This window comes from Streptomyces chlorus, assembly GCF_042655885.1.
Lineage (GTDB): Bacteria > Actinomycetota > Actinomycetes > Streptomycetales > Streptomycetaceae > Streptomyces > Streptomyces chlorus.
Window position 1 is genome coordinate 1 of sequence record NZ_JBHSOA010000098.1, and the last position, 18,532, is coordinate 18,532.

The window sequence follows — 18,532 nt, forward strand, 5'->3', positions numbered from 1 at the left end:
GGCGGGCGGGCGGGCGGGCGGGCGGGCGGGCCACTGACCAAGTCGCCAACTCGTTTTCACGGTAGGTTCAGCCACCTAGAGAGCTTTCACGGATGACATTTACACTCCCATTCGTCCGAAGTTTCGCAGAAGATTTCGGATCCGAGGGAGCTTTCACGGATGACATTTACACTCCCATTCGTCCGAAGTTTCGCAGGAGATTTCGGATCCGAGGGAGCTTTCACGGATGACATTTACACTCCCATTCGTCCGAAGTTTCGCAGGAGAGCGGTTCGCAGGAAGGGAGAAGACAGAGGCCACAGCGTTACGGGTCCGCTCCTGGCTCGACGGCATCAGGTGCGCGTACACGCGGAGGGTCAGCCCCGGGTCCGAGTGGCCGAGGTACTCGGCGAGGGCCTTGATGTTCTCCCCCGCGTCCAGGAGCACCGAGGCGTAGAAGTGGCGGAGGGCATGCATGCCGTTCTCCCGGGACTCGGCGTAAGGCCGGCCCCGCTCGGGCATGGGGATGACGCCAGCCGCGGCGAGCGCCGGTTTCCACGCCTCCTCGTTGAGCGACGTACGCCAGACATGCCCGCCCCGCGGCCCGGTGAAGAGGAGCCGCTTGGTCATGGGAGGACCGTCGGCCACCTTCCACGGCAAGGTGATTTCGACCGGCGGGAACCGCTTCATGTGGGCCCGGAGCGCATCGGCGACAGGGCCGGGAAGCGGCACGTCCCGCAGCTTGCCGCCCTTCGGCGGCGCGAACACGGCCTTGCTACGGCTCAGCTTCAGTTGCTGCACCACGTGCAGCGTGTCCGAGTCGAAGTCGATCGCGTCGACGGCCACGCCCAGGATCTCGCCCTGGCGGAGCCCGCAGCCGCCGCCCAGGTCGACCATGGCTTGGTAGCGCTCGGGCATGGCGGCCCGGACGGCGAAGACCCGCTCGGGCGTCCAGGGCACGACGCGCTTGTTGTCGACGGTCGGCGGCCGGACGGACCGGGCCGCACACGGGTTGCGGGGAAGGTGGCCGTCGTCCACGGCCGCACTGAGCGCCGCGCGCACGTTGGAGTAGATCGTCCGGGCGTACGACCCGCGGATGCCGTTCTCCTGCAACTGCCGCACCCAGTCCCGGATGTGCGCCGGCTGGAAGGAGCCGAGCGGACGCGAGCCGAGGTAGGGGAAGGCGTGCAGCCGTAGCTGCGACTCCATCGAAGCCTGGGTGTTCGGGTCGGCGCCCTGCGTGGTGACCCAGCGTTCGGCGTACTGCTGGAAGGTGAGCCGGGCAGCGCGCGGGTCGATGTACTGCCCCCGCGCCATGTCCGCCTCGATGTGCGCCAGCCACTGATCAGCGAGCCGCTTCTGACGGTCGGGGAAGCTCTTGGCCTTCTCCGTGCCGTCCGGGCCGACGTAGCGAGCGCGGTAGCGGAGGCCGGACCCGTAGCGCTCGGTCTTGACCTTGCGCACCTTGCCGTCCGGGCCGGTCTCGGTCCGATACCAGCGGTCCTGAATGTGCCCGGCCATCAGGCGGCAGCCCCTTCCCGCAGGGACTCGACCCAGGCTTGGACGTCCGCAGGGTCGTAGCGCAGGTGCCGGCCGACCCGGAAGCCACGGGGACCGGTGCGCTTGCGACGCCACTGGTAGACCGTCTCGACGCTGGGCAGGTCGAACATCGCCACCAGGTCGTCAGGAGTCAGGTACCGCGGCGGCAGACCACGCGGTTCGGAGGCCGCTTCCGGGACAGCGAGGCGTCGGCTACCCATGGGTGGGCTCTCCTTCTGTTCCGGGGGCGGGTTCGAGGGTTTCGGTGAGCCAGGCTTCGGCGTCGGTGAGGCCGGTTCCGGCGTAGACCCAGTGCGCGAGGACGAGGGTGGTGCCCTGGCCGGTCTCGGCCGCTGTCAGGGCCTGTGCGCGGCGCCATTCGGCGCGGGCGTCGCGGAGGGCGCCGAGGGTGGTGGAGTAGCGGCGGGACTTGGTGGAGAAGTGGCCGCGGAAGCCGAGCATGTGGGCCCAGGCCCGCAGGCGGAGGTGTTCGAGGTCCTTGCGGGCGCCGAGGGTCCAGGCGGTGCGGATGAGCCGGCGGGCGTGGTCGCTGATGTCGAGCTGGGCGAGTTCGGCGAGGAACTTCAGCGGCCGGTCGAGAACTCCCGTGGCAGTCTCGGCGCCCTTGGTGGCGTACTTGGCGATGTACGCGGCGACGGCCCGCTCGGTCAGCTCCTGGCCGCCGTCGAAGTCGGCCGAGCGGATGGTGCGGACGTCGAGCTGACGGCCGAAGGTGAAGGCATGGGCCCGGCCGTCGATGACCGGGCCGTCCGCGCGGGCGGCGGCAGCGGCGGCCCGGATGGCGTCGGCCAGCAGCTCGGCGGTGGCCCAGGCAGGAGGCAGGGTGTCGCCGCCCTCCGGGCCGTCGAGGCGGATGACCGCGTGGAAGTGGACGGCGCCGCGCCTCTGGTACTCGGCGACCTTGGCGAAGGAGACGCGGGCGTGCTCGCGGAAGCCCCGTTGCGTAAGGCCGGCGCGCTTGGCGACCTCCCGGCGGAGGTAGATCGAGAAGCGCCGCCAGAGAGCACCGGCATGCGCGTTCCAGAGGACGGCCGCTTCATAGTCGTAGGTGTCGGGGTCGAGCGGGGCACCGAGCACGGCGTCGTCCTGGTCGTGCTGTGCCCCGCAGCGGCAGGGTCGGCCGCCGTTGCGGCGGTTGTGGACCGGGCCGAAGCCGGGGGCGGTGAAGGTGGCGAAGACGCGCGGGTGGGTGGCGACCTGGTCGGGGGTGCCCTTGCCGCCGCGCAGTCCGGCGGTGATCAGGTGGTAGGTGTCGCGGCGGTAGGTTTCGGCGCAGGCCGGGCAGCGTGTTGCGCGGCGGTTGTTGCAGCGGACCAGGAGGCGACCGGCGGGGAGGCTGGACGAGTCCAGCTGGTGAAGGATGTTGCCGATCTCGCCCGTGCGGGTGTCGACGTCGTACTCGGTGCGGTGACCGTCGAGGCGTACGGGATGAGTGCAACCGCCCAGGCCCGCAAGCTGCCGGGCAAGGGCGGGCATGGTGCCGAGGGCGGCGAGGGTGCTCAGCTCCGCCAACGGGGGCGGGGTCGAGTGGGTAAGGATGGGAGTCCCTTTCGGCTGTTTCGGTGGCTGTGAGGGACGGCCCCGGGGCGGCGGGATGCTTGGCGGCGTTTGCCGCCCCGGTGGCCGGTCAGCGCCTGTTGGCGCCTGTGACGAGGGAGCGCAGGACCACGGCGGCAATGGCGACGGAGACGGCCGTAACGGCGACCGCCGCCAAGAGCGTGGTGAGGACGATGCCGACGACGACCACGGCGGTGACCGCGCCCACGTAAGGGGTGAGCGGGCGGCCGGCGGACGGCACCGGAGCCTGTTCCTGGTGCTGCGCGGTGAGGGTCGTGGGCAGGTGCGGAGCGTCGGGCAGGTGAGGGCGGAACACCACAGCGGACCTCCTGGTCACTTGTCGGTGCCGTTGACGACGTCGACCCCGGTGCGGGTGCCGGTCTCGATGGCGGGGGCGAGGAAGGTGTGGGAGAGCCAGAAGCCGAACAGGGCGATCACGACGGCGACCCACAGGCGGACGCCGAGGAACTTGATCGCGGCCCAGGCGATGACGCCCAGGACGAAGACGAGCGGGAGCGAGACGGTCATGGGGTCTCCTCAGCGGACGCGGCAGCGGTGGGTGCGGGCGGCCAGCTCGGCGGTGGTGCGGCTGTCGTAGTCGGCGGAGAAGCCGCAGCGCGGAGCCGTGCAGACAGCGGCGTGCTTCTCTCGGCCGCGGCCGTCGTAGTACGTGCCGACCTGGACGGGTCCGATGCGGACGACGCGGCGGAAGCGGGGGTTGGCGGGCATCAGGGCAGCTCCTTCGAGTCCGGGTGGTTCTCGCCGGTGAAGTCGGCGACGTGGTCGAGCAGCCACCGCCGGATCTCTTCGCCCTCGACGGGGTCGGCGGTGAGGATCACGGGTTCGGCGATGAGCATTGCTTCGGTGAGGCGGTTCTGACGGGTCAGCTCGGCAGCGCGGTTAAGGGCGCGGAGCGTGGATGGACGCATGGGCGGAAGTACTCCCGGGTTCAGGTGAGTTGGACGGCGATGGCTTCGGCGAGCGGCAGCGGAACGCCGAGCCGGGCGCGAAGGGTCGGGGGGTCGATGGGGGTTCCGGTCCGGGCGCGGTGTTCGTCGGCGACCTTGCGGGCGTGGGCGATGAGGGCGGGCGGGACGGGGGTGACGGACGGCGGAGCAGGTTCGGGCGCCGCTTCTACGGCGGGCGGCTCAGGCACCGGGGCCGAGGCCTCTTCGGGCTCTTCCATCGAGCTGTGGGCGAGCAGCGTGCCGCCGAGGAAGGCAACGGCCGGCCATCCGGCGACGAGGATGCGCAGCCAGGTCGGTACGGCGTCCAGGTCGAGCAGCCCGGCCGTGGCGACGTTGGCGCCGAGCGACGCGGTCAGCGCTACGAGGAACCAGCACCACCCGGCCGCTTTCGACCCGCCGGAGCGCAGTTGCCGCCAGGCAGCCACCAACAGCAGGTCGACGGAGACCGGGTAAGCCCAGGCCTTCCAGCCGTCCTGTCCGGCAGCAGCGGCCAGGTCGTGAAGGTGGGCGAAGGACAGCGCGGCGGCGATCAGGGCTTGGACGAGTACGGCGTCGAGGCGGACGGGCAGGGAACGCACGGCGCCACTCCTTCCGGTTCCGGGCATGGCGGGGTAGGGACGTGGCACGGGACGGCCGCACCTGCCGATGGATCACGGGGGATTACTCGGTGACGGGGTGGGGAGCGGTAGCCGTCCCGGAGGCCGCTACGGGCACGGGCGGGACGTACGGCCGGAAGGGCGCGAGAGCCGGGATGTCCGGGTTGAGGTGCGCCGAATCACGGCAGGTGGCCGCAGCATCAGCGAGGGACAGGTAAGGGGTGCGGATGCGGGACCAGCCACCGGAGGTGTCGCCGACGACAGCGAGGCCGGGCAGCTCGGGGGCGATCGAGCAGGCCGCGAGAACCGCTTCGGGCGCGATGTCGCCGAGCGCCATCTTGGCGGAAGGTTCGTCGTTGACTCGATGGCAGACACGTCCGGTGAGCTGGGCCCGCAGCATGGTCGCGCCCTTGCCCAGTTCGGCGCCGAAGCGTTGCCCGCACACCTCCAGATAGATGCCGGCCGCGCGGCCGAGCTGGGCGAGCCGGATGAGGTGCGTCACCATCTGATCCCGGCGTTCCTCGTCCTTACGGGTGGCGACGAGGAAGAGTTCGGCCACCTCGTCGACGAACAGGACGACGGGCACCGGGCGTTCACTCTCGGGCAGCCCCCAGACGTCCGAGGTGATCTCCTCGTCCGGGATGCCGGGCGCGATTCCCTGCCGTGCCTTGATCAGGTCGTATCGATCCTCCATTTCCTTGACCAGAACCGGCAGTAGCTCGGCAGCTTCGTCAGGATCGGTCGCCAGCGCGGAGAGCCGCGAGGCGAACGGCGCCAGCTCGACGCCACGCTTGCAGTCGATGCCGACCAGGGCGACGGGTTGGGCAGCGAGGCCGGAGATGAGGTGTCGGAGGTACATGGACTTGCCGGACAGCGTGGCGCCGAGGACGAGTTCATGCGGCACGGCGCGGTAGTCGCGCACAAACGCGGTCGCGTCCTCCCGAAGAGCCACCGGCACTCGCAGAGGCCCACTGTCGACGCGGCGCGGCATCCGCACCTTGCGTAAGACGTCGTAGCCGACGAGCCGGAGTTCGACGACCCCGGGCTTGACGTCCCTGACGTACACGGCGTGAACGCCCCAAGCGTGCCGCAGCCGTTCCGCCGAGGCGGCCACATCCGTCGGTTCCTGCCCGGGAGCGAGCCGCAACCGTACCCGCAGGCCGGTCGAGTTGGGCCGGATCACTCCGCGGCGCGGGGGAACCGGTCGCACCTCCCGCCGGGTGGTGGCCCGAACGGCCAGAGCCCGCCAGCGGGACGGCTCGACGGTCAGGCCGCAGGCGTCCATGGTCGAGGAGTACGAGGCCAGCAGCCGGACCACCGAGAGCGGCAGCCCGACCGTGGACCAGTACGCCGCCGGGTGGGCATGCCGGGCGTAGGCCGCGCCGCCTATTACAGCGAGCGGTCCGCCCAGCTCGGCCCACGTCACCAGGTCGGTCACGGCCGTCAGCCCGCCTGAGTCATCGGGAAAGCGCCGGGAGCAATGGCGGTCGCCCGGTAGGCGATGCCGTGCCGCTCCTTGCCGTTGAACACGCTCTGCCACGGCCGCGCCACCAGCCCCGGAAGCGAGACCGGAGCACCGACCGTCAGGCCCTCGGTCACGCCGCTCTCCGGGACGGTGACCTGGATCAGCGACGACTCACCCTCGTCGATGTAGACGACGCCGACGGTCATCAGTGCCTCACCGCTCACGGCGTCCTTGGCGATCTCACCGGTCTGCCGGTCGCGCACCTTCGGCGCCGGAGCTTCGGTGAGCAGGATCGTGGCGGTCGAGGCGTCAACGCGGATCACACGCACAGGGATTGCTCCTTCTGAGAGTCGATCAATCCGCCAACCTGACAGGTTGACTTAGCAAGTTCGAAGCTAGGGATGCCAGGTTGACTTGTCAAGTCGCTATCGCGGGGGTCTTGCCCCGGGTGGAGGTCAGTTCAGACGGTAGGTGTCTTCGAGTTCCTGCCGGTCGGCAGGCAGGAGCACGTCAGCGACCTGCAAGGCTCGGCCGGAGGCGTCACACGCGACCACCAGGACGCTCAGCACGGGGACGCCGTCCGGCAGATCCAGCAGCTCGGCTTCACGGGCTTCGGGCAGCCGGGCGGAAACCCGCTCGGTCACGTGGTCGAAGCGGACTTTCTTCCGCGCTTCGAGGTGTTCACGAGGACTACCGCTCAAGGGCTCACCGGACCCCAGCTCAGTGCCTTCCACCAGGCCGGCGGGGAAGTACGACGAGACCAGCTCGACAGCTTCGCCGTCCTCCTCGACCAGGAAGCGGCGCGCGAGGACTTCGGCCCTCTTCGGCAGACCGAGCGCCGAGGCGACCCGAGCCGGGACAGGCACATGCCCGACTTCGATCAGCCGACCCGCACCCTGCGACTCGTCGCGCTCCAGCGCCTCACGCCCCCGCCGGTCCTTCTGCTCGACGACTTCCGGGCGACCCCGGACGATCGTGCCGTACCCCTGCCGGGACTCTAGCCAGCCGTCCCGCTTCAGCAGCTCCAGCGCCCGGACGACGGTCGGGCGGGACATCCCGAAGGCCTGCACCAACTGGTTCTCACTCGGTACGCGGGCGCCGGGCGCGTACGTGCCGTCCTCGATGCGACGCTGAAGCGTCTGCGCAAGGCGCACGTACTTCGGTGGCTCCACTTCATACGCCATGAACGCCGCCCGTCGAGATTGGCCAAGTCAACTGGTCAACCAGACTAACGACAGATTCAAGGTCGCAGTAGCAGGGGGAAGCTATCCCATCACGCCGGCCAGGCATCAGCGACCACGAAAGAGACGACCGTTCCGCCGAAGCAGCTGGGCCCGGAGCGCCAGGAGTCGGCGATGGAGTCGACCAGGAGCAGTCCCCGCCCGTGGGCGTCGTTCGCTTCCGGGTGCCGCAGCCGTACGTTCGCCGGGAATCCCGGGTTGTGCACGTCGACACGGAGCGAGGTTTCCTCGCGGTACCACTCGACCCGCACCACCCACGAGTCATCCGACCTCCCGTAGCGGATGGCGTTGGTCACCAGTTCCGAGATCATCAGCGCGCAGTCGTCGACCGAGCAGGCCGGGTTATAGGGAGCGATGAACTTCCGGAACCAGCGCCGGGCGCGGGGGACTGACTCGGGCTCCGGATGCAGGGTCATCGCTCCGAGCCGCGGTGAGTCCTCACAGGGGTGACGGTCGATCGTGTAGGCCATGCGTGCTCACTCCTTGCCGCTGCCGTCGCAGTCGAGACAGCGCCGCTTCGACGTGGCACGGCTGCGGTCGTTGGCCGTGGAGAGCGCCAGCACCGTTCGGGAGCCGACGCGCTTCCAACCGCGCCCCCGACACCCCCGGCAAGCTAACCGCGCGTCCTGCACCGGCCGCCGACTCGTCACGTCGTGCCTCCTTCTCCTCAAGTGGCCTTAGCCACTTTCTGGATAGTGGCATTAGCCACTTAGAAGGCGCAAGCGGTTCGCCGCAACTGGCGAGTCGTCGTCAGGTGAGCGGGTAGCCCTGTTCGAACGCCCAGCGGTGCGGCGGATAGGTGGCTTCGGCGAACTCCAGAGGGCGGTCCTGGAGGTCGAAGACGACGTGATGAACGATGAGAACCGCGGATCCCGGCTCCAACCGCAGGTCGGCCGCCTCCTCGTCCGTGACAGCCCGAGCACACATACGGTCCTCGGCATAACTGCCTTGACGCCCAGTCATCCGCTCGACGTACATGAGCGTCCCCTCCTGGATCCGCTCGGGGTCCGTGAGCTTGGGCGCGCGCTGGCCGACGTCCGCAGCGAACCACGAGGTGGACAGGTTGATCGGGCCGTCCTGGTTGTTGGTCACGCGCCGGCGGTGCACGGCTCGGCGGTCCTTCACCAGACCCAGGGCCTCCGCTACGTAGTCCGGAGCCTCCAGCCACCCGGCCGAAGTGATCACCGCGTACTCACCGGGCGTGTAAATCTTCCCGGTCTGCCGGGCGCGCCCGTACAACTCGCGTGCACGCCGGTTTACTTCGAGGCTGCGCACGTACGTCCCCGAGCCCTGGCGCTTCTCGACCAGACCCTGATGGCTCAGCGCCTCCAGCGATCGCGCGGCCGTGGGCCGGGACACCTTCCAGTCCGCGGCGAGCTGCCGTTCCGAGGGGACCTCGTCCCCCGGCCGCAGGTCGCCCCGAAGGATCTGGTCGCGGATGTAGTGGGCGATCTGGAGATACTTCGGCTGAGCCTCTTCGATCTGCGGCATCTCTCCTCCCTTCCTCGTCCAAGTGGCTATGGCCTTTGGCCACTATAGGGTGAGTGGCCAACCCGTGAACCCGTACTCTGAACGCATGACGCGGTTGATCGTCGCAGCAGGAGGAGGGGGCGACGCAGTCGCCGCCGCCATGCTTCACGCCGCCCTCTACGGCAACGGGGACCAGGCGGTGATCCTCACGTACGCATGGGACCGCCTCCTGATCGACCCACTCCCGGGACCACGAGGAGCCGACAGCTTCACGGGACTCGGGCCCATCACTCAGTCCGTCTGGTCGGTGCCGGCCGAGGCCCAACCGATCGCCCCGGCGGGCTCCACACTCCCCCGCCTCGCGGCAGAGCTCCCGCACACCCTGGCCCTGCTCGACCCGCACCACGGCGTTGAGGGCATCACCCGCCAACTCGAAGAGTTGGTGTCCCACCTGGCACCGGCATCGATCGATCTGCTCGACGTCGGCGGCGACATCCTCGCCCAGGGCGACGAACCCACCCTCAAGAGCCCACTCGCCGACGCCCTCACCCTCGCCGCCTGCTGCCAGGTCAACGCCCCGATCCGGCTCCTGGTCGCCGGCCCCGGGCTGGACGGCGAGATCTCCCCCAACGACCTGCGCCCCCTATTCGGCACCCTCGTCCACACCTTCACGGCCGAGGACGTGGAGGTGATCGGCAGCATCCTGGAGTGGCACCCCTCAGAGGCCACCGCCATGCTCGCCGCAACAGCCCGAGGAGCCCGCGGCATCTGCGAGGTGCGCGACGCCGGCCTTCCCGTCCCCCTCACCGACGAAGGACCCACTGTCCACGAGGTCGACCTGGACGACGCGGTGAGCCGCAACAACCTGGCCCGCGCCATCATGACGACCGCCACCCTGGACGAGGCCGAGGCATACAGCCGCGAGATCTGCGGCTTCTCGGAAATTGACTACGAACGCAACAAGGCAACATGGCTCACTGAGCGGCCACCGACGAAGCTGGACCCCGACGACGCGCTGTCTCGGCTCGACCAGTTCCAGAGCGAGGCCCGAACCCGCGGAGTCACCCACACGACGTTCCGCCACCTCACCGAGACCCTGAACCTCAGCGGCTCTCACAGGGACGCCCTACGCCAACTGCTCATTAGCAACCGTCCGGAGCAGTACGCAGCTCCCTTGTGGCGCATCACCTCCGACGACTGAGTTACAACCTTCTTTACGGGTTCAAGGCGGCTCGCTCCGCTCACCGCGCGCGGCACGGGCGCCGGCCGGGCCTGCGCTCCTGTCTCCGCCCCGCTCCAGCCCGGCCGGCGCCCGTGCCGCGCCATGAGCAATCAGCTACTTCCGGTCGGAGGGAGGCGCAGCACAGCTCGGGCGGACGACTCATCAAGCTCAAGCGCATCGACCACACGGCGCACCTCGCATCAGACCGCACAAGTGGCTTCACAAGGCACAATCTCCCTCGCTACCATCGCTGATAATTCAAGTTGCTGGCTGCACTTACCGGGGGGCCGCGTGGCCGACTACTCTGCCAACGAATCCATGCTTGGCTACCTGTATCAGGCCAGATATGCGCTGCATGCCGCGTTGAGCCGGATCCAGTCCGGCTCAACTGCCAACGTTCGAATCGAACAACTGGACGACGTCAGTTTCGATTCACCCGGGACGCCGACGGAAGTACTACAACTCAAGTACCACACTGATCCTTCTACGACCATACCTAACGCCTCAGCGGACATCTGGAAAACGTTCAGAATTTGGCTGGATCAGCCAGCAGGATATTCCTTTTCACAGGAATCTCCTGTTTGTCGATATCTAATTACGACAGGCAGGGCGGCGACAGGTTCTGCAGCCTACTATCTGCGCGATCAGGACCGCGACTTGAGTAAGGCGACCGAGATTCTCACGAAGACTGCAGAAACCTCTAAAAACGACAAGCAGCAAGACGCATATGAAATGTTCCTTAAGTTGGAACCGACGGAGAGGGCTGCCCTTGTTTCAACCGTCATCGTGATTGACAGCGAACCACTCCTGGATGACCTCGAAGCCGATCTGCAGAAAAAGCTGTACTTCGCAGCCTCTTCAGATAAACGACCAGCTTTCCTTCGACGTCTAGAGGGCTGGTGGTTTCAGCGATGCGTGCAGCATCTCAGAGATAAAACTGCCCCACCTATCACGGTCGCAGAGATTCAGGAAGAGCTTGAATTGATAAGGGAGGAATTTAGGCGCGATAACCTACCCATCAATCCGGAGATTTTCGACATCGTTGAAAAAGAAGGAGGTGACAGCGACTACGTCCGTCAGCTCCAGCTCATCAATGTGACTGGTCCACGACTAGCAGGGGCCGTGTCGTGCTATGTTCGCGCTTTTGCACAGAGATCAGAATGGCTTCGAGATGACCTACTTGCTCCGGGCGAACTTTCCCGGTATGAGGAACGCCTAAAGGAGGCGTGGCGGGTAAGATTCTGGGAATCACGAGAGGAAATTGGCGAATCCGCCGCAGAAGCAGAAAAGCTAAAAGTCGCCCGAGCACTCTACAAGTGGGTTGAGCAAGAAGCCGATATTAGAATCCGAGAAATGTGTCGCGAATCTTTCGTTATGCAAGGAACTTATCATGGCCTTGCCGATCAGCGTATAGTTGGATGGCATCCCGATTTTGAAGCGAGATTGGCGTCTTTGCTTGAGAGCGAGCCTGCATGAGCCAGTGGCTGCAACAGTTCACTAGCCAGGAAGAATCAGCGCTCTTCAATCCTGCCTTCCTTTCCGTCGTCATCCGGAAGTCTGCTGAATTTTACGAGTCCGAGGCCAAGGAGAAGATGCCATTGTCTTTGGCTTTTTTGGCCGTCCCCGCCGCCATGAGTAAGCAAATTCGTGACACTTTTCCGATCACAAAGACCACGTCTCTTCTGGTCTGGATCGAAACGCATGAGAGAGAGCGCCTAGTACTGCAGAGAAATACGCCCGCGCTGGCGCCGGCAGTGAGAAAGGCACTGATTCTCGGCGCGCGAGCCGGGCTGTTCACACTGGAACATGCCAAGGTTGGCGCTACTCCCGCACGCAGGATCAGGAATCTGCGGTCACTATCTCAGGGATCCCCTGAAGTGAAAGACATTCTTAAGGTCGCTGAGCGACTAGGGAAGAGTTTCGCAAGATCAGGTGATGCCGCCTCGATCTTTTCAATTTGGGGAGTTGCTGCAGGATGATGCAGATTCGCGAAATCGTACTCTACTCGTGGACCGGAAAAAGGCGCAGGTTGCCGCTAAGGTTGAACGCGGTCAACATCATCACTGGAGATTCTGCAACTGGTAAGACCGCTCTTACCGACATCATTGACTACTGTCTCGGTAGTGGGACGTGTGATGTGCCACGGGGAAAAATTACAGAGACTGTTGCATGGTATGCACTGCTCCTGCAAGTGAACGAATTCCAGGTTTTCGTCGCGAGACAGGCCCCGGAGGAAGGCGCGCAGTCGTCTCAGCGAGTCTTTGTAAAACAAGGCGCGTCAGTTGGGGTCCCCGATTACGCGGAACTCACGCCCACAACGAATGCCGATGGCCTCATTAGTCTCCTGTCGCGGCTGCTCTCGTTCCCGGATACGGGAAATGCAGAGTTGCAAGGGCTCCCTAATTACTCCGTTACCCTCCGTCATGCTGCGTTCTTCCTGTACCAGCAGCAAGACGAAATCATCAGTCGGCAAAGACTCTTCCACCGCCAAGGAGAACCGTTCGTCTCAAACTCTATTCGGGAGACCCTGCCTTTTTTCCTAGGTGCTATCACGGCGGAAGACGTTCGGGTTGCGCGTCGCATCAATCGACTCAAGAAAAGGATTAGGGACACTACTAGAGAGGTTGCTGACCTAGAAGCAGCAGCCGACCGGGGCGGTACGCGAGCGCGACAGCTTCTAGCGGAAGCGGCTAGTGCAGGAATGACTACTGCCAATGCCTCTGGCGAAGATCCATCGAATGTCGATGCACTGGCAGAATTGCGAGCTATCCTGGCATTGCGTCAGAACGCGAGCGGCAGATCCACAGAAACGGACAGTGCGCAGCTCGGCGATGCTGACAATGCGCGCCAAGGTCTACTCCAAGAACGTGACCTTATTCGGAGGAGGTCTAAGCAAGCACAGAGTTCCCTTGAGTCTATCGCTACGCTTCTGAACGACCGGAGAAACTTTGAAAGGGAAGCGGCTGAGCAACGATCTAGACTTGCCTTTGTTCAGCTAATTCCTGAGGCTGGCATCGACGAATGTCCTCTATGCGGTTCCCACGTGGGCGGACAACAGGAAGAGATCGACGAGCTACGTGAGCACTTCTCCTCTCTGAGTCGTATCCCTCAGGCATTGCCATCTGAGTCTCCCCGGTTGAAGGCTCTTGCTGACACCTTGAAGCAGGAGATCGAAGAGTGTCAGCAAGCGGTCAGAAGCAACTCTGCCCAACTGGAGGCAATCGAGCGAGCGAGTGAGCGCGATAGAAACTTGGCGCTGCAAGAGAACGTACAGGCAGCCGTAGTCGGCCGCATCGACTTTTACCTTGAGGGGGTGGGAGGCGATGAACGGCTGAGGCTGCTCAAGCAAGAATTGGAATCCCTGCGTGTTCAGCTGGAGGCGGCCGAGAATGAGGTTGACTCCGATCTGATCCGTGACAGGACGCTTTCTATCCTGTCCAGACTGAATCAACTAATGACCAACTGGTCTAGCCAGCTCCCTATCGAACATTCGTCTAATCCTCTCAGGTTCGACATTAAGAAACTGCAGATCATTTTGGACACCCCATCTGGGCCGCTAGCGATGCCGCAAATCGGAAGTGGTCAAAGTTGGGTTGCCTATCACGTGCTAGTGCATATGGCACTCCATGAATGGTTTGCCGAGCACAACAGGCCCGTTCCAGGGTTCGTGTTTTTTGACCAACCGTCTCAGGTTGGGTTCCCTGCGGACTCAGAGTACCGAGATAATGATTCAGTTTCGGGTGACAGGAATACGATCGCGGAGACTTTCCGTTTCATCATTGATGCTGCCGGTCGGGCAGCAAAGCCCTACCAAATTATCATCGCTGAACACGCAGACTTCGATGAACAATGGTTCCAGGACTGTGTACGAGAGAAGTGGCGGAACGGTAAAGCTCTCATTCCGCAAGACTGGTGACCAGCTCGTAAAAGCAGCGCAGTTGAAGCATTGGCCACGAGCGGGAATCAAAACATTCGACGTGTCACGGCCGACCGCTACCGGCTTGCTCTAGCGGACGACAACCATAGTGTTGCTGAGGCCGGCCGGGGTACAGCGAGACACACGCGCGCCTGGCCAGTCGACGCACCCACCACCGTGGCTGACTGTCGTCGGCTGAGGCTCGTGCCACAACCGTGCCAGATGCAGGAGTCAGCCACGGTCAACACCGGTGCCCCTCGGTCGAGGAGCCGCCCCCTTCCTCGGCCGGCGAAGCCGCAGCTCAGGCCCGAGATCACCCAGCCTCTCTCCTAAAGCGGTTATCCGCTCCGATCACCGAGCCCACACCGGCTGGAACTCTTCGAGCAGTGCGGCATGAACAACGGCCCCAGGCCGCACAAGTCCCCACCGGCCCGGCCAAGTCGTGCGGAGGCGACTACCACACCTTCATGGGGCGGGCGGCCCTGCGGGGTGCAGTGCCTCACTCGCCGCCCGGATAAAGTCCTTGATGGCGTCGTCATACGGGGTGACGTTTTCAGGAACCGGCTCGTGCGGCTGGCACAGAGTGGCCAGCAGTCCTCCCGATATCTCGCAGGTGCTGAACAGATCACGCAGCTCCTGCAACACGTCCGTTGAGCTGTCTTCCATGCCGGGAGTGCCGATGGTGTGCCAAAAGCCCTGCGCGACGGGGACCAACTCCCAGATGCGTGCCACCTCATGCGGGTGAGCGAGAGCACGGTCATTGACTTCGAACATGGCGGCCCTCCGGAGCGCGTGTTGTTGGTGCACCAGCACCAAGAGACTGGCGGACAGTTGAAGGGTGATGGCTGCGTCGGCGACTCCGTCGGGACCTTCCAGTCGCACTACCCAAGCTCTGTGCGACATGTCCGTCTCCAGAGCCTTCAATGCAGTGATGCGCTCCCGGGTTTCCTCAAGCCGAGAGATGCCGCCGCCGAAGTTGTTGCTGGCGGTATCGGTGTAGCTGAGGACCGATTGGAGGAAGGCTGCGTAAGCGTCTCGCTGGACGCCGCGCCGCCACTGTAGGTGGTCGTTCCGGCCCTGTGCTCGCACGGCATCAAGTGCTGCCCGGTAGCTTGCATCTGCTTGGGCCAAACCGGCGCGAGCAGCCTCTTCCGCCCCGCGTAGCGCCCCCCGCAACTGCCAACGGCCGAGGACGAGAGTTGTCGGTATGCCGACGGCTGCGACGGCAGCCGCGGCCAACGCTCCAATTCCTTCGAGATCCATGTGTCACATGATCTACGCCCGGAGCGTCTGCAGGGCTCGGCATCTTACTCTTCCGTGGAGACGGCGGACATCGCTGGAGCGACGACGCGGACGGCTGGTACAGCAACGCCGGCCGCAATCTGCCCGCCAGCGGTGACTGGAGCTTTTTCGCACGAGCTTGCAGGCTGCGACCACCTACGAGTAGCCCGTGGCTCACGGCAGACGCGCAGAGTGGACGGCAGCAACCGTGCCAGACACGTGCCAGATCGTGCGGGGAACCACGGGGAATGGCGGGGACCAAGCCGCCGCTCAGTCAGGCCCCGCGCCCGCTTCGCCGCAGTTCAGCCAGGCAGCCGCCTACCGAGAGCCCAAGCTTCCCAAGCTGAGACTCAGGCACCGTCGTCACGGGGCCGCCGTCGCGGCTTGCTCTGGTCGACGGCATCGGCAGCGTGGCTGAGGCCGCTGGGGTGCAGCGAGGCATACGCGCGCGTGATCGGCCGACATCCTCGCCGTCGTGGCTGACTGTCGTTGGCTGAGGCACAGACGAACCCGCATTCAGCTTGAGTAGACAGCATCCGTCACCCATCTGCGGCCGGCGCGGCAGGGCTGTGCATCCTGGGCACCATGACGAACCCCGCGGGCCTGTACGTGAAGGTGCACTTCCGGCTTGAGATCGAGGACGACTGGCCCCCGGCGTCGGTGGAGAGTCTGTGGGCGGTCGACCGAGGCGACGGCACTGCGCGGCTCGACAACATCCCCTGGTTCGTCCGGGGTATCGCCTGCGGGGACGTCGTGGCCACCGAGTCCGACGAGGAGGGCGTGCGATGGGCCGGCGAGGTGGTTCGACGTTCCGAGAACTGCACCATCCGCCTCATCGTGTTCCGTGACGGCGGCTCTGGAGCTGCGCGGCAGAGCGTGATCAACGCGTTCCACGAACTCGGAGTCTGCGGCGAGGGCATAGAGCGGTTCGGCATGGTTGCCCTGGACGTCCCGCCCACCGCTGATCTCGCCAAGGTGCAGAAGCTGCTCAGCCATGGCGTGGCCAAGGAGTGGTGGGACATGGAAGAGGGATGCATCACCGCGCAGTGGCGGGCTACCTCTGCTGGCTGAGGCCGTTCATGTGATCCACGGCTGGGCCGTCTCTGGGCCGTCCGAGGTCGCTCGGCAGTGGCCAATGACGACCAACGATGACCACCAGGCGCGCGGGCCCACCGCCCCTGACCAGCAAATACCCAGCTCACCAAGATCCCCGGTAAGACCCAGGGCAAGAAGAAGTAACCCGACGCCAGTAAGCCCCCGGCCTGCGGTTTCCTGTCAGGTCGGGGGCTTCTTGGTGGGGTAGGGCCGTCCCTGAGCCGCCAGTTGCCCGGCCGAGCCCACCCGGGTGTGCCAGAGGAGTGCCGGATCCAGCAGAGAATCTTGGGAGGGGGGACGCCGGGCAACAGCCGGGGTACCGGAGAACTGCCGACCGAGCACCGCTCCCATCAGCCGCTCGCTAGCTTACGGCTCCCGGTCCATGGCGTAGAGCGGCCACGGACTCGGTGAGACCTGATCTTTCCAGCTGCCCCAGTACGTCGTCGAATGTCTGCGGCGGACGCCGTCGAGAGGTGGCGATCTCCTGCACGCAGGCATACACGACACGATCGTCCAGCCCTATGAGATCCATCATGAACTCGTCGGCGTTCTTGCGTTCAATCCCCCAATTGGCCAGGTAGTCGGATGGGAAGTCCTTGCGGTTGTTCGTGACGATCACTTGCGCGCCCGCCTGGATGGCAGCAGCCAGGACGTGTCTGTCGTCCATGTCCGGCAACTTGAGCCCCTCGACAAGGGGCTCAAAGCCCCTGACCAAGCAGTCGCGTACGGCTCCGTTCATGAGAGCTCTCCGACGCGCCAGAGTTTCAGGAGCGATGTCGTAGTCCCGCGCAATGTTCCGGTCCACCTCGTCGAGGATCACTTCTGTCCACCTGGCACGGACGAACCCCCTCCGGCTGACACGGATCAGCAGGTCACGCAGCGTGTTGGGATATAAGACGCACGCGTCATAGATCACGACGAAGGCCATGTCAGAGCAGCCCCAGCTCCTGGTCCAGCTCCATCAGCTCGTCGGCCGCGCCCTTGCGCCTCGCGTCGTCCTCACGCAGATACTGGCGCAGATCGGCGAAGCGGATACGGCGGTGACGCCCCACGAGCCTGAAGGGGATCTCGCCGGACTCAAGCAGACCGATCAAGTACGGACGGGACACGTTCAGCATGTCGGCGGCCTGCTGGGTCGTCAGCTCCGCGTCGACCGGCATGATCTGGACGCCTTGTCCATTGGCGAGAGCTGCCAGTATCGATGCGAACATTTCCGCCACCGGCCGCGGCAGGACGAGAGCTTCGTCGCCGGCGCCCGTCTCCAGGTGAACCCGGATGTCCTCGTCGCTCTGCGCTGCGCGTGAAAGGTAGCCGTTGATCCGACGCAGAGCCCGCTGCGCATCGTTCGCGTCAACCACGCCTGGTTCGAGCTTCTTGCCTGTCGCAGTTCCCATGACGCCCTCCACTGTCATATTCGAATTATTCGCAATAAACGAAGCAGATGCAACCCTGCATCAGGTACCTCTCCACGAACGGATGAAGCCCTTTCCGCTGCCGGACGCTTGGACCTGCCTCCTCTGCACCCATCCAGCCGGAGCCGGAGCCGACCGACCCGGGGGCCGGCCGCCGAGCGCCTCCACGTAGCGGGCGATGACGTCCAGCGTGGCCCCCACACCGTGCTCGATCCAGGAAATCCTGGCGACCACGAATCCCATCCGGGTCGCCACTTCCCCGCTGGGCGAGACCGGACTGCTTACGCGCTTCGGCGAGCTGACGGCCGCGTGCTTCGGCGAGGAGCCGACGAGACCCTGCCTCCACCTCGGCCGGCTCCACGCCCGCCTCGTACAGCTCCTGCTCCAGAACATCCCAGTCCTGCGCAGCCTTCTTGGGCAGGACTACTCCCTCATCCTCGCCGCTGGTGTACTCGTGGTAGAGCCGCTCGGCCAGAGGGATGTTGTCGCGGTACCAGCGCCCCCGGTTTCCGGCCTTGTCACCGCCGAGGAGCAGCAAGGCCGCGCGAGTCGGAGTGAAGCCGAAGACAATCCGGATCTCGGAGCGGCCACCCGACCCCGGTCTCAGCTCCTTCAGACGGTGCAGTTCCGATCCCTTGAGCCGGTCCACAAGAGGGCGCCCCCGTGTGGGACCCGCCTCGCGCAGGGCGGTGACAGCCTGCGCGACCTGGGAGACCGACCCGAGGTCCTCCTTGATCAGAGTCCTGAACCACTCCGCCTACTCGTCGGTG

The 18,532-nt window shown here is 65.4% G+C and carries 22 protein-coding genes; 5 read left to right on the forward strand and 17 right to left on the reverse strand.

What is annotated here, in order from left to right; translation table 11 throughout:
- Window positions 1–153 precede the first annotated feature (153 nt).
- The 13 genes from ACFPZI_RS32080 to ACFPZI_RS32140 all read right to left on the reverse strand — a co-directional run bounded on the left by ACFPZI_RS32080 (window position 154) and on the right by ACFPZI_RS32140 (window position 8,857).
- Window positions 154–1,500: a tyrosine-type recombinase/integrase gene (locus ACFPZI_RS32080; protein ID WP_381370646.1), complete on the reverse strand. Its 1,347-nt coding sequence runs from the start codon at window positions 1,498–1,500 to the stop codon at window positions 154–156.
- Window positions 1,500–1,739, reverse strand: coding sequence for a helix-turn-helix transcriptional regulator (locus tag ACFPZI_RS32085; RefSeq protein WP_381370649.1), 240 nt, complete (start codon window positions 1,737–1,739; stop codon window positions 1,500–1,502). Before ACFPZI_RS32085 ends, ACFPZI_RS32080 begins: the two co-directional genes overlap by 1 nt.
- Entirely contained in the window at window positions 1,732–3,015 is a 1,284-nt protein-coding gene (locus tag ACFPZI_RS32090) for a replication initiator (protein ID WP_381370711.1), read from the reverse strand. The genes ACFPZI_RS32085 and ACFPZI_RS32090 overlap by 8 nt, the downstream gene beginning before the upstream one ends.
- Window positions 3,016–3,166: 151 nt before the next feature.
- Window positions 3,167–3,412, reverse strand: coding sequence for a SpdD protein (locus ACFPZI_RS32095; RefSeq protein ID WP_381370713.1), 246 nt, complete (start codon window positions 3,410–3,412; stop codon window positions 3,167–3,169).
- 17 nt (window positions 3,413–3,429) lie between these two features.
- Window positions 3,430–3,624 (reverse strand): hypothetical protein, encoded by a 195-nt coding sequence (locus ACFPZI_RS32100; RefSeq protein ID WP_150472011.1) that lies wholly within the window; start codon window positions 3,622–3,624, stop codon window positions 3,430–3,432.
- Window positions 3,625–3,633: 9 nt separating this feature from the next.
- Window positions 3,634–3,825, reverse strand: coding sequence for a mobile element transfer protein (locus ACFPZI_RS32105; RefSeq protein WP_381370652.1), 192 nt, complete (start codon window positions 3,823–3,825; stop codon window positions 3,634–3,636).
- Entirely contained in the window at window positions 3,825–4,025 is a 201-nt protein-coding gene (locus tag ACFPZI_RS32110; RefSeq protein ID WP_381206478.1) for a hypothetical protein, read from the reverse strand. The genes ACFPZI_RS32105 and ACFPZI_RS32110 overlap by 1 nt, the downstream gene beginning before the upstream one ends.
- Window positions 4,026–4,045: 20 nt before the next feature.
- Entirely contained in the window at window positions 4,046–4,642 is a 597-nt protein-coding gene (locus ACFPZI_RS32115; RefSeq protein ID WP_381370655.1) for a DUF2637 domain-containing protein, read from the reverse strand.
- 82 nt (window positions 4,643–4,724) lie between these two features.
- Window positions 4,725–6,098: an FtsK/SpoIIIE domain-containing protein gene (locus ACFPZI_RS32120; RefSeq protein ID WP_381370658.1), complete on the reverse strand. Its 1,374-nt coding sequence runs from the start codon at window positions 6,096–6,098 to the stop codon at window positions 4,725–4,727.
- A gap of 5 nt (window positions 6,099–6,103) precedes the next feature.
- Complete coding sequence (locus tag ACFPZI_RS32125; RefSeq protein WP_381370661.1) at window positions 6,104–6,454, reverse strand: SCO3933 family regulatory protein; 351 nt, start codon at window positions 6,452–6,454, stop codon at window positions 6,104–6,106.
- 126 nt (window positions 6,455–6,580) lie between these two features.
- Window positions 6,581–7,309 carry a GntR family transcriptional regulator gene (locus ACFPZI_RS32130; protein WP_381370664.1) on the reverse strand — a complete coding sequence of 243 codons (729 nt, stop codon included), beginning with the start codon at window positions 7,307–7,309 and terminating at the stop codon, window positions 6,581–6,583.
- Between the two features lie 89 nt (window positions 7,310–7,398).
- Window positions 7,399–7,836 (reverse strand): ATP-binding protein, encoded by a 438-nt coding sequence (locus ACFPZI_RS32135; protein WP_381370667.1) that lies wholly within the window; start codon window positions 7,834–7,836, stop codon window positions 7,399–7,401.
- A gap of 280 nt (window positions 7,837–8,116) precedes the next feature.
- Complete coding sequence (locus tag ACFPZI_RS32140; RefSeq protein WP_381370670.1) at window positions 8,117–8,857, reverse strand: GntR family transcriptional regulator; 741 nt, start codon at window positions 8,855–8,857, stop codon at window positions 8,117–8,119.
- An 85-nt stretch (window positions 8,858–8,942) separates the two neighbouring features.
- On the opposite strand from ACFPZI_RS32140, the gene ACFPZI_RS32145 reads away from it, so the two are divergent.
- The 4 genes from ACFPZI_RS32145 to ACFPZI_RS32160 all read left to right on the forward strand — a co-directional run bounded on the left by ACFPZI_RS32145 (window position 8,943) and on the right by ACFPZI_RS32160 (window position 13,974).
- Window positions 8,943–10,037: a DUF1152 domain-containing protein gene (locus tag ACFPZI_RS32145; RefSeq protein ID WP_381370673.1), complete on the forward strand. Its 1,095-nt coding sequence runs from the start codon at window positions 8,943–8,945 to the stop codon at window positions 10,035–10,037.
- 312 nt (window positions 10,038–10,349) lie between these two features.
- Window positions 10,350–11,534, forward strand: a complete 1,185-nt coding sequence (locus tag ACFPZI_RS32150; protein ID WP_381370676.1) for an ABC-three component system protein — start codon at window positions 10,350–10,352, stop codon at window positions 11,532–11,534.
- Window positions 11,531–12,037: a three component ABC system middle component gene (locus ACFPZI_RS32155; RefSeq protein WP_381370679.1), complete on the forward strand. Its 507-nt coding sequence runs from the start codon at window positions 11,531–11,533 to the stop codon at window positions 12,035–12,037. Before ACFPZI_RS32150 ends, ACFPZI_RS32155 begins: the two co-directional genes overlap by 4 nt.
- Entirely contained in the window at window positions 12,034–13,974 is a 1,941-nt protein-coding gene (locus ACFPZI_RS32160) for a DUF3732 domain-containing protein (protein WP_381370681.1), read from the forward strand. Before ACFPZI_RS32155 ends, ACFPZI_RS32160 begins: the two co-directional genes overlap by 4 nt.
- Window positions 13,975–14,439: 465 nt before the next feature.
- Here ACFPZI_RS32160 and ACFPZI_RS32165 read toward each other — a convergent pair whose 3' ends face one another.
- The gene (locus tag ACFPZI_RS32165) at window positions 14,440–15,237 is read right to left on the reverse strand and encodes a hypothetical protein (RefSeq protein WP_381370682.1); all 798 of its coding nucleotides are present in this window, start codon (window positions 15,235–15,237) and stop codon (window positions 14,440–14,442) included.
- A gap of 603 nt (window positions 15,238–15,840) precedes the next feature.
- Here ACFPZI_RS32165 and ACFPZI_RS32170 point away from each other — a divergent pair.
- A complete protein-coding gene (locus ACFPZI_RS32170; RefSeq protein ID WP_381370684.1) occupies window positions 15,841–16,326 on the forward strand; it encodes a DUF4265 domain-containing protein in 486 nt (161 codons plus the stop codon).
- A 385-nt stretch (window positions 16,327–16,711) separates the two neighbouring features.
- Here ACFPZI_RS32170 and ACFPZI_RS32175 read toward each other — a convergent pair whose 3' ends face one another.
- The 3 genes from ACFPZI_RS32175 to ACFPZI_RS32185 are packed head-to-tail and all read right to left on the reverse strand — an operon-like array spanning window position 16,712 to window position 18,501.
- Entirely contained in the window at window positions 16,712–17,278 is a 567-nt protein-coding gene (locus ACFPZI_RS32175) for a PIN domain-containing protein (RefSeq protein WP_381370686.1), read from the reverse strand.
- A gap of 1 nt (window position 17,279) precedes the next feature.
- Window positions 17,280–17,744 carry a helix-turn-helix domain-containing protein gene (locus tag ACFPZI_RS32180; RefSeq protein ID WP_381370715.1) on the reverse strand — a complete coding sequence of 155 codons (465 nt, stop codon included), beginning with the start codon at window positions 17,742–17,744 and terminating at the stop codon, window positions 17,280–17,282.
- Window positions 17,745–17,769: 25 nt separating this feature from the next.
- Entirely contained in the window at window positions 17,770–18,501 is a 732-nt protein-coding gene (locus ACFPZI_RS32185; protein ID WP_381370717.1) for a type II toxin-antitoxin system RelE/ParE family toxin, read from the reverse strand.
- Window positions 18,502–18,532: the final 31 nt, after the last annotated feature.